At 58.2% G+C, this 9,541-nt stretch carries 10 protein-coding genes; 3 read left to right on the forward strand and 7 right to left on the reverse strand.

What is annotated here, in order from left to right; genetic code table 11:
- Window positions 1-64: 64 nt before the first annotated feature.
- The 5 genes from ACOI8A_RS15120 to hemJ form a co-directional block, all read right to left on the reverse strand.
- Window positions 65-403, reverse strand: a complete 339-nt coding sequence (locus tag ACOI8A_RS15120; protein ID WP_420647181.1) for a histidine triad nucleotide-binding protein — start codon at window positions 401-403, stop codon at window positions 65-67.
- 80 nt (window positions 404-483) lie between these two features.
- Window positions 484-1,272, reverse strand: a complete 789-nt coding sequence (locus ACOI8A_RS15125; protein WP_420647180.1) for an SDR family NAD(P)-dependent oxidoreductase — start codon at window positions 1,270-1,272, stop codon at window positions 484-486.
- A gap of 61 nt (window positions 1,273-1,333) precedes the next feature.
- Window positions 1,334-2,293, reverse strand: coding sequence for a DUF805 domain-containing protein (locus tag ACOI8A_RS15130; protein WP_420647179.1), 960 nt, complete (start codon window positions 2,291-2,293; stop codon window positions 1,334-1,336).
- Window positions 2,294-2,388: 95 nt separating this feature from the next.
- On the reverse strand, window positions 2,389-3,357 hold the full coding sequence (locus ACOI8A_RS15135; protein WP_420647178.1) for an NAD(P)H-dependent flavin oxidoreductase: 969 nt from the start codon (window positions 3,355-3,357) through the stop codon (window positions 2,389-2,391).
- 33 nt (window positions 3,358-3,390) lie between these two features.
- Window positions 3,391-3,819 carry a protoporphyrinogen oxidase HemJ gene (gene hemJ / locus ACOI8A_RS15140; protein WP_420647177.1) on the reverse strand — a complete coding sequence of 143 codons (429 nt, stop codon included), beginning with the start codon at window positions 3,817-3,819 and terminating at the stop codon, window positions 3,391-3,393.
- A 135-nt stretch (window positions 3,820-3,954) separates the two neighbouring features.
- Between hemJ and argC the strand changes: the two genes are divergently transcribed.
- Window positions 3,955-4,989 carry an N-acetyl-gamma-glutamyl-phosphate reductase gene (gene argC / locus ACOI8A_RS15145; RefSeq protein ID WP_420647176.1) on the forward strand — a complete coding sequence of 345 codons (1,035 nt, stop codon included), beginning with the start codon at window positions 3,955-3,957 and terminating at the stop codon, window positions 4,987-4,989.
- Window positions 4,990-5,157: 168 nt separating this feature from the next.
- Window positions 5,158-5,508, forward strand: a complete 351-nt coding sequence (erpA, locus tag ACOI8A_RS15150) for an iron-sulfur cluster insertion protein ErpA (protein ID WP_008077999.1) — start codon at window positions 5,158-5,160, stop codon at window positions 5,506-5,508.
- A 73-nt stretch (window positions 5,509-5,581) separates the two neighbouring features.
- On the opposite strand, the gene ACOI8A_RS15155 is transcribed toward erpA, so the two are convergent.
- Entirely contained in the window at window positions 5,582-6,673 is a 1,092-nt protein-coding gene (locus tag ACOI8A_RS15155; protein WP_420647175.1) for an anhydro-N-acetylmuramic acid kinase, read from the reverse strand.
- Between the two features lie 3 nt (window positions 6,674-6,676).
- Window positions 6,677-8,098, reverse strand: a complete 1,422-nt coding sequence (locus ACOI8A_RS15160; protein WP_420647174.1) for a peptidoglycan DD-metalloendopeptidase family protein — start codon at window positions 8,096-8,098, stop codon at window positions 6,677-6,679.
- Between the two features lie 212 nt (window positions 8,099-8,310).
- On the opposite strand from ACOI8A_RS15160, the gene tyrS reads away from it, so the two are divergent.
- A complete protein-coding gene (tyrS, locus tag ACOI8A_RS15165; RefSeq protein WP_420647173.1) occupies window positions 8,311-9,510 on the forward strand; it encodes a tyrosine--tRNA ligase in 1,200 nt (399 codons plus the stop codon).
- Window positions 9,511-9,541: the final 31 nt, after the last annotated feature.

Raw genomic sequence — 9,541 nt, forward strand, 5'->3', positions numbered from 1 at the left:
CGGCCGGGGAAGGTTTGCGCTGGGTCATATGGGAGCGGGGCGCTCCCACAGATATCGCTGCGGATCAGCCCGGTGGCCAGTTCATCTGGCGCTGACCGAGGACGTGCATATGAATGTGGTAGACAGTTTGCCCACCCTGTTCGTTGCAGTTCATCACCACGCGGAAGCCTTCTTCGCAACCGAGCTCCAGCGCCAGGCGTTGGGCAGTGAACAGGATGTGCCCGGCCAGTGCCTTATCGTCCTCGGTGAGGTCGTTGAGGGTGCGCACCGGTTTCTTCGGGATCACCAGAAAATGCACTGGCGCCTGTGGCGCGATGTCGTGGAACGCCAGAACCTGGTCGTCCTCGTAGATGATCCTGGCCGGGATCTCCCGGTTGATGATCTTGGTGAACAGAGTATCCACTGCTGTTTTCTCCGTTGTATGGGCTGGCATGAGTGTACTCAGGGCGGATGAAGCCGCCCAGTGTTTTACCGTAGGACTATTCAGCGCGGGCAGTAAGCCTTGTTGAGCATGCCGACGATGGTGCGATTGAGCCAGCGCGATCCCAGTCGCGGCAAAAACGCGAACCAGCGGTTGCGTCGTCCCGGAATGATGATCGCGCGGTTTTTCTCCAGCGCACGCACGGTGTACAGCGCGACCTCCTCGGGGCTCATCAACAGTTTGCTGTCTTTGAGTTTGTCGCTGTTCAGTTGTGCGGTGCGGAAGAATGCGGTGCGGGTCGGGCCGGGGCAGAGTACCGAGACCTTCACGGCGCTTTGTTTGAGTTCAACCCGCAACGCCTCGGAAAAATGCAGGACATACGCTTTGCTGGCGTAGTAAGTGCTCATCCACGGACCGGGGTTGAAAGCCGCTACAGAAGCCACATTGAGAATCTGCCCGCCACCTTGCAGCGCCATGCTGTTGCCGATCGCATGGCACAGCCGGGTCAGGGCGAGGATATTCACCTCGATCAAGTCCTGCTCGGTCATCCAGTCCTGTGCCAGGAACGGGCCGCAAGTGCCAATGCCTGCGCAGTTCACCAGCAGATCGATCTGCCGGTCACCTTCTTCCAGTTCCAGCAGGAAACCGGACAGGCGCAACGGTTCGCCGAGGTCGCAGGCGCGGAACAGCACCTCAACTCCAAAACGTTGGGTCAGCTCAATTGCAATACTTTCCAGCTGATCACGCTGGCGGGCCACCAGAATCAGGCTGCGGCCACGGCGGGCCAGGGCTTCGGCCATGGCCAGGCCTATGCCGCTGGAGGCACCGGTGATCAGAGCGTAACGGGTCATGCAAATCTCCATCGCAACAGCTCCGCGCCGTCGACGCGGGTGTCACGACGGGGAGCGCTGTTCATTCTTTCGCAGAGTCTACAGGGGGCTGGGCCTCTTCGGCTGCTTCAGCTGCATCGTCGGTGGCATTCGCTTCCGGTTCGACCTCGACCTCGATTTCATCAGTGTTCACTGAGCCGCTGTCATAGCTGCTTTCCAGATTGCTTTCGTATTCCTGTTGAATAGCCGAGAAGCCACCGAGTATTCCACCGGCCAATACCAGCGTGAACAGCACCACCCACAATGAACACAGCACTTTGACCGCGGTGCTGTTGGGCGGTGGGGGTGGGCCGTAGCGGTTGGCGCCGGTGGTGCCCGGCGCAACCATCATCACCAGCGGGAAGAAGCTGCCCACAAACGGCACCAGGTTCAGCAGCCAGAGCCATCCAGACCAGCCGATATCGTGTAGACGCTGCACACTGATCATAATGTTGACGATGAAGAAGGCGAGGAACAGAAAGAACGCCAGGATGCCGCCAATGATCAGGCCGGTCGTCGATTCGTCACTGACCATACCCAGAGCAATCAGCGCAAATACGGCGATGATGGGCAGGGTCACCAGGCACTGCACCATCGCCCAGGCGAGGAAGCGCAGACGGCCGATGCGGCCCTCGACACCGAATGGCTTGAGCGTCGCAAATGCCGGGTAGCTTTCACCGACGTTGGCTCGAGGCGGCGCGTACGGCGAGGCAGGCTCCGCTATGGCGGGCGCGTGCTCATGGACATCGGCGAGATTCAGTTCGATGGTAGTTTCTGGTTCGATCCGGGCGTCGATCCCGGTCTTGCTCAACGCTTGCAGATACGCTTGGGCGTCGGCGTGAGTCAGGTCGCGCTTGAGGGCGACAGTGCTGCCATTGAACAGGCGCTCGATGGCGGCGACCTCGCTTTTGAACAGGTCAGCCAGATTGAGTTTGGCTGTGGTGAGGTCGACACCGGGCTGTAGCGCACCGTCGAAAACGATCTTGTAGCGTGGTTCGCTCATGGCCGAGGCATCCTTGTCGCGAAAACAATTGAATTGGAGAGTGTTACAAGGCGTGAGTGTAAGGTCAGCACGTTGAAAACTGGCCGGATTTTTTCTCAGCGCGGCCAGCGAGTCGGAAATTGCGCTGCGTGTTCCAGTGCTTTTCGATACTCGGCGTCGAGGCGTGCGATCAGTTGCTCTACACTCGGCAGATCGTTGATGTCGCCGACACCCTGGCCCGCCGACCACACGGTCTTCCAGGCTTTGGCTTCATCGCTGATCGGTTTCAGCTTGTCACCGAAATTCACTTCACCTTTGCCTTGTAGCTTGGCCGTGTCGAAACCGGCGGCTTCCAGACTCTGGCGCATGAAACTGGCGGGTACTCCAGACACGGCAGGAGTATGGATGATGTCCGCTGCTTTGGCTGTCAGCAGCATCTGCTTATAGGCGTCAGGCGCATGACTTTCGGTGGTACCGATAAATCGCGTGCCGAAGTAGGCCAAATCCGCGCCGAGCAGCTGCGCGGCGAGAATCTCGTGGCCGTGGTTCAAACATCCTGCAAGCAGGAGCGTCTTGTCGAAGAACTGACGGATCTCGGCAATCAGCGAGAACGGACTCCATGTGCCTGCGTGCCCACCCGCGCCAGCCGCGACGGCGATCAGACCATCGACGCCAGCCTCGGCGGCTTTCTCCGCATGGCGGCGGGTGGTCACGTCGTGAAACACCAGACCTCCATAGCTATGCACCGCGTCCACCAACTCCTTCACCGCGCCGAGGCTGGTGATGACGATTGGCACTTTGTGTTCGACGCAGATCGCCAGATCCGCCTGCAAGCGCGGGTTGCTGTTGTGCACGATCAAGTTCACCGCATACGGCGCCGGGTTTTCCAGAGTCGCGAGGCCCGCTTCGATCTCCTCCAGCCAGGCTTTGAAGCCGCTGCTTTCGCGCTGGTTCAACGCAGGAAAGCTGCCGACCACGCCATTCCGACAGCAGGCCAGCACCAGCTCAGGGTTGGAAATCAGGAACATCGGCGCAGCCACTAAAGGCAGGCGCAGACGTTGTTCGAGCAAAGTGGGCAGCGACATCGGAAGTACCCCGGAAAGTTGAACCTGTTGAAGTTAGAACGGCTTGACCACGACCAGAATTACGATAGCCAGCAATAACAGAACCGGCACTTCATTGAACCAGCGATAAAAGACATGGCTGCGGGTGTTCTCGCCACGGGCAAAACGTTTCACCTGCGCGCCGCACATGTGGTGATAGCCGATCAGCAGGACCACTAGAGTCAGCTTGGCGTGAATCCAGCCACCCGAGCTGAAGATGCTCGGGTTGAGGTAGATCAGCCAGCCACCGAAGATCAGCGTGGCGATCATCGCCGGACCCATGATGCCGCGATACAACTTGCGCTCCATGACGCTGAAGCGTTCTTTGCTGACCGTATCTTCACTTTGTGCGTGATAGACGAACAGTCGCGGCAGGTAGAACAGCGCGGCAAACCAGCAGACGATGCTGACGATATGAAAGGCTTTGATCCATAAATAGAGCATTTTCAGTTATTCCCAGGTTCACGGTAGGCCGGATAGTAGAGGCTTGAGCGGCCGCGCGTCACCTTGACGGTTGTCGCAGGGGCGCGCGGCCCCTATTATCGACGGCTTTCCAGTGGGTTCGTTGAGGGCAGGTTTATGGTCAAGGTCGGTATCGTCGGCGGCACGGGTTACACCGGTGTCGAACTGCTGCGTCTGTTGGCACAGCATCCGCAGGCAGAAGTGGTCGTGATCACTTCCCGATCCGAGGCCGGTCTGGCCGTGGCTGATCTGTACCCGAACCTGCGCGGTCACTATGACGGCCTGGCATTCAGCGTGCCTGACATCAAAACTCTGGGTGCTTGCGACGTGGTGTTCTTCGCCACTCCGCATGGCGTTGCCCATGCACTGGCGGGCGAGCTGCTGGCGGCGGGCACCAAGGTTATCGATCTGTCTGCGGACTTCCGCTTGCAGGACGCTGAAGAATGGGCCAAGTGGTACGGTCAGCCGCATGGCGCGCCTGAACTGCTGGACGAGGCCGTGTATGGCCTGCCGGAAGTCAATCGTGAGCAAATCAAGAAAGCACGTTTGATCGCGGTGCCGGGTTGCTATCCGACGGCGACACAGTTGGGTTTCCTGCCACTGCTCGAAGCAGGTCTGGCTGACACTTCGCGCCTGATCGCCGACTGCAAATCAGGCGTCAGCGGCGCCGGTCGTGGTGCGGCAGTAGGTTCGCTGTACTCCGAGACGTCGGAAAGCATGAAGGCGTATGCGGTCAAAGGTCACCGTCACTTGCCGGAAATTCGCCAAGGCCTGCGTCGCGCGGCTGGCAAGGATGTCGGTCTGACTTTCGTCCCGCACCTGACGCCAATGATCCGTGGCATTCACTCCACGCTCTACGCGACCGTGGTTGATCGCTCGGTGGATCTGCAAGCGTTGTTTGAAAAGCGTTATGCCAACGAACCGTTCGTCGATGTGATGCCGGCCGGTAGCCATCCGGAAACCCGTAGCGTGCGCGGTGCCAATGTCTGCCGCATCGCCGTACATCGTCCACAGGATGGCGACTTGGTGGTGGTGCTGTCGGTAATCGACAATCTGGTCAAAGGCGCGTCGGGTCAGGCGGTGCAGAACCTCAACATCATGTTCGGGCTGGATGAGCGCCTGGGTCTGTCCCACGCTGGAATGCTGCCGTAACACTGTCTTGCGCGTAGCGAAAAGGCCCGGTGAACGGGCCTTTTTGCATTCTCGGTTGGCAAAACGCTTGATTGATATACCGTAACAATAGTTGACCGATTTTCTAGGAGAAGCGGATAATGCGCGTCATCACGCATTATGGCGGCGTAACGCCGGGAGATAGTCAGCATGAGCGTCGAATCCTTCACCCCCACGGCTTTGCAATTCACCCACGGTGCCGCGCACAAGGTGAAGAGCCTGGTCGATGAAGAGGGGAATGATCGCTTGAAGCTGCGCGTATTCGTTACGGGCGGCGGTTGTTCAGGGTTTCAATACGGTTTCACCTTTGATGAAGATGTGGCTGAGGACGACACCATCGTCGAACGCGAAGGCGTCAGTCTGGTGGTTGATCCGATGAGCTTTCAGTACCTGGCCGGTGCCGAGGTGGACTACCAGGAAGGTCTGGAAGGTTCGCGCTTCGTAATCAAGAACCCGAATGCCACTACGACCTGCGGCTGTGGCTCCTCGTTCTCGATCTGATCGCACTTCACGCTACACAGCAAAACGCCGCAGAGCCTCACGGTTCTGCGGCGTTTTGCTGTGTGCGTTTTACTTAGTTCGGGTAGATGGCACCAAGCACGCGCAGCCCTTTGGCGCCGGTGACGCTCGGCCGATTCGCTGCGATGCCTTCCAGGCAGCAGTGCGCCAACCAGGCGAAAGCCATGGCTTCAACCCAATCCGGATCGACACCGTGGGTGGCGGTGCTGGCGACTTTCGCGTTGGGTAGCAAGTCGGCCAGCCGCTTCATCAATGTAGCGTTATGGGCGCCGCCACCGCAGACCAGTAATTCTGTCGTATTCGATTGAGCGCTTTGCAGCGACTCGATAATGGTCAGTGCCGTCAGTTCCAGCAGTGTGGCTTGCACGTTTTCCGGGGGGAAACTCGGCAAGCGTGACAGGTGCTGTTCCAGCCACGGCAGGTTGAACACTTCGCGGCCGGTGCTTTTCGGGCCTTTGGTGGCGAAGAACGGATCATTCAGTAAGGCTTTGAGCAGGGTTGGCTCGACCGAGCCACTGGCCGCCCATTGGCCGTTGCGGTCATAGTTCTCGCGGCGTTGCTGACGGATCCAGGCATCCATCAGAACATTTCCTGGCCCGCAGTCGAAACCGGCTACAGGCTTGGTCGACTCGATCAGGCTGAGATTGCTGAAACCGCCGACATTCAACACCGCACGATTACCCGTACGCTCTTCGAACAACGCTTCGTGGAAGGCTGGCACCAGCGGCGCGCCCTGGCCGCCAGCGGCTACATCACGGCTGCGGAAGTCGCTGACCACTGTGATGCCGGTCAGCTCGGTGAGTAGGGCAGGGTTGCCGATCTGTACAGTGAAGCCGCGAGCCGGTTCGTGGCGAATGGTCTGGCCATGGCTGCCTATTGCGCGGACATCTTCAGCCTTGAGGTTCTGCTGTTCGAGTAGGCTGTGAATGCCCTGCGCCGCCAGCGTCACCCAGTTGTGCTGGGCAATTGCGGAGCGGGCAATCTCGTCAGGGCCGCTGGCGCACAAGCCAAGCAGCTCGGCGCGCAGGGAATCAGGCATGGGAATGTAGTGCGTGGCGATCAATTTGATCGCCGGGGTTTGCTCGATCAGAGCGATGTCCAGACCGTCGAGGCTGGTTCCGGACATCACACCTATATAGAGAGCCATGACTCAGCGCTTTCTCGAGGCGACCATGGTGGCCTTCTCTTGATCCATGCGCGCCATCAACGGCTGGCTCTGCGCGAGGAAGCGCGCGCGTTCGGCCTTGGCGATTGGGTCGGCCATTGGCAGCTTCTGACCCAGCGGATCAACGTGAACGCCGTTGACCTGGAACTCGTAGTGCAAGTGCGGGCCGGTGGAGAGGCCGGTGGTGCCGATATAGCCGATCACCTGACCCTGCTTGACCGAACCGCCGGTTTTCACGCCTTTGGCAAAGCCTTGCATATGCCCGTACAGCGTGCGGTAGGTGTTGCCGTGCTGAATGATCACGGTATTGCCGTAACCGCCGCGGCGGCCTGCCAACAGCACTTTGCCATCTCCGGCGGCCTTGATTGGCGTACCGCGTGGTGCTGCGTAATCCACGCCTTTGTGGGCGCGGATCTTGTTCAGGATCGGGTGCTTGCGGCCCATGGAGAATTTTGAGCTGATGCGCGCGAAGTCGACCGGAGTACGGATGAACGCCTTGCGCATGCTGTTGCCGTCAGCAGTGTAGTAACTGCTGTTGCCTTGTTTGTTGGTATAACGCACGGCAGTGTAAGTCTTGCCGCGGTTGGTGAAGCGCGCGGACAGGATCGGGCCGGTGCCGACGGCTTTGCCATTGACGACTTTCTGCTCATAGATGACGTCGAATTCGTCACCTTGCCGGATGTCCTGAGCGAAGTCGACGTCGTAACCGAATACGCTCGCCATATCCATGGTCATGCTGTGGGACAGACCGGCGCGGGCGGCGGATTGCGACAGCGAGCTATTGATCACGCCGTGGACGTAAGCGGTGCGGACGGTTGGTTTGGCAGTGATACGGTTGAATACATAACCCTTGTCGTTCTTGGTGAGGGTGATGGATTCAGTGTCGCTCAGCTTGCTGTGCAGATTGATCAATTGGCCTTGCGGGTTCAGTTCGAATTCAAGCTTCTGGCCGCGCTTGAGCTGGCTGAATTGCTTGGCCTGCTTGTCGCTGGCGAGGATTTCATGCACTGCGGCGGAGGGTAGACCGACTTTCTCGAACAGGGTTGAAAGCGTGTCGCCTTTGGCAACCATTACTTCCCTGTGGTTAGGCGCTTTCTTTTCTTCTGCAACCGGTACTGGCGCAGGCTCTGCTTCGGCTTTCAGGGTGTCTTCGGCACTGTTTTCGATCTGCGCGAAGGGCGAGGCTACCGGCTCGGTTGTGGCTTGAACCGCGTCAGCAGCGTCTTGATCTTGTGTCAGTTGTTCAGCAGGACTTTCCAGTTCCAGACTCAGGGTCGTCTTTTTGGCTTCAACATCACTGGAAGGAAATACCAGGAGCGCCAGGCTGAGAAGGGCGGCGATCCCACTTGCGGCGAGCAGGTGGGTCTTCGGGTAAAGCGGTGGCGCTTTAGACGGTTCAGTGGTCATAAGTGATTTTTGACTTTGATAAAGATGAATTGGAAAAGATGAATGACATGATGAAGATGAAATAACTGTATAAAATATAACCAAATCATCTCTGAGGCAAGTCTACAGACAGTCTGTCTGTGGATTGGTGTCCGTGCGCCGGGCAAAACTTGTAATTGGTGCGCGTTCTTGTATGGTTGGTTCCCTTTGAATCTGAGCCTTGCGGGTCTGTTATGAAGTCGGTTGAAGAGCAGCTAGCGCTGATAAAACGTGGTGCGGAAGAACTGTTGGTCGAGTCCGAGCTGATCGAAAAGCTCAAGCGTGGCCAGCCACTGCGAATCAAGGCTGGCTTCGATCCGACTGCGCCGGATCTCCATCTCGGTCACACCGTGCTTATTAATAAGCTGCGCCAGTTCCAGGAGCTGGGGCATCAGGTGATCTTCCTTATAGGTGACTTCACCGGGATGATCGGTGATCCGAGCGGCAAGAGTGCGACGCGCCCTCCGCTGACGCGCGAGCAGGTTCTGGAAAACGCCGAGACTTACAAGACTCAAGTGTTCAAGATTCTTGATCCGGCGAAGACCGAAGTGGCATTCAATTCCACCTGGATGGATCAGATGGGGCCTGCGGACTTCATTCGACTGACTTCGCAGTACACAGTTGCTCGTATGCTCGAGCGCGATGACTTCGATAAGCGCTACACCACCAATCAGCCAATCGCCATTCATGAGTTCCTCTATCCGCTGGTTCAGGGCTATGACTCGGTCGCTCTGCGCGCGGATGTCGAGCTGGGTGGTACCGATCAGAAGTTCAACTTGCTGATGGGGCGTGAATTGCAGCGCGGTTATGGTCAGGAGGCTCAGTGCATTCTCACTATGCCGCTGCTTGAAGGTCTGGATGGCGTGAAGAAGATGTCCAAGTCCTTGGGCAACTACGTCGGCATCCAGGAGGCGCCGGGTGTTATGTACAGCAAGCTGGTATCGATTCCGGACGCGCTCATGTGGCGCTACTTCGAACTGCTTAGCTTCCGTTCGATGGATGAGATCAATGCGTTCCGTGCGGATGTAGAGGCGGGTGCCAATCCGCGCGACATCAAAATCAAGCTGGCCGAAGAGATCGTTGCGCGCTTCCATGGCGAAGAGGCTGCGGCGAATGCTCACCGTGCAGCGGGTAACCGCATGAAGGATGGCGAGCTGCCGGATGATCTGCCTGAGATCGAGCTGACTGCTTCCGAGGATATGCCGATTGCGGCTGTTCTCAATAAGGCAGGCTTGGTGAAGAACTCGGCAGTGGCGCGTGATCTGCTGGCTTCCGGTGGTGTTCGTATAGATGGTGAGGTCGTTGATCGCTCCTTTATATACGTACTGGGTGCGACCCACGTTTGCCAGGCTGGCAAGAAGGCTTTTGCGCGGATTACGCTGAAATCTGAATAAAGCGGGAATTAGGGGTTGACGGCGAATTTTA

The sequence above is a fragment of the Pseudomonas sp. P4795 genome, assembly GCF_048822895.1.
GTDB lineage: Bacteria > Pseudomonadota > Gammaproteobacteria > Pseudomonadales > Pseudomonadaceae > Aquipseudomonas.